2 protein-coding genes are annotated in these 773 nt (G+C 73.2%); one reads left to right on the top strand and one right to left on the bottom strand.

What is annotated here, in order from left to right:
• A partial coding sequence (locus FB586_RS18470) for an NTP transferase domain-containing protein (protein WP_168800611.1) occupies positions 1-433 on the bottom strand: 433 nt, incomplete at its 3' end.
• A 121-nt stretch (positions 434-554) separates the two neighbouring features.
• Between FB586_RS18470 and FB586_RS18465 the strand changes: the two genes are divergently transcribed.
• The coding region (locus FB586_RS18465) for a hypothetical protein (RefSeq protein WP_136520833.1) at positions 555-773 on the top strand (219 nt) is incomplete at its 3' end.

Below are 773 nucleotides of genomic sequence, written 5' to 3'. Positions count from 1 at the left end.
TCCGCCCGTAGCCGAACGGGTTCGGCACCCGCCCGCTCAGGATGCTCACCGCCCGCTGCGCCGCCTCGTGCTCCTCGGCGAACGCCCGCAGCGACTCCCCCTGGAGCAGCGGGGTGTCGCCGGCGGCGACGATCACGGTGCCGGCCGTCGTGCCGGAGGCCTCCATCGCGATGCGTACGGCGTGCCCGGTGCCCTCCTGCGTCTCCTGCACCGCCAGCACCGCGGTCGGCAGCATCTCGGTGATGTGCGGCCCGACCTGCTCGCGCTGGTGGCCGACGACGGCGACGACGTGGGTCGGCTCGACGGCCTGCACGGCGCGCAGCACGTGGCCGATCATGGAGCGCCCGGCGACGGGGTGGAGCACCTTCATGGTCTTCGACTTCATGCGGGTGCCGCCGCCGGCAGCGAGGACGATGACGGTGAGGTTGTCCATGGCCGCAGTCTGTCACCGCTCGGCGGTGTGTCGAACCCGCTCGGTCGCACCCGGCGGACTTCCCCGCGCGCTCAGGCGAAATCCGTCGCGAGGTTCGGGGCACGTCGGCGAGCATGGGGCGGTGGACGACGAGGAGTACGCCCGAGAGCTGTTCCGGATCCTGACCGCGCCACCGGAGCCCGACCTCGAGCCCGGGCACCTGGGCGACGACTGGATCGACAGGCAGGACGGCTTCGGGACCGAGGTGCGGGTGACGTCGGTCGAGGTGGTCCCCGGGCCGTACGGCGCGCAGGTCGAGGTCGGCTTCCGCCTCGAGGTCCCGCAGGGGCTCGACGTGCCC

The sequence above is a fragment of the Cellulomonas telluris genome, assembly GCF_004886325.1.
Classification (GTDB): domain Bacteria; phylum Actinomycetota; class Actinomycetes; order Actinomycetales; family Cellulomonadaceae; genus Cellulomonas; species Cellulomonas telluris.
This window is presented reverse-complemented; position numbering and strand designations above follow the sequence as displayed.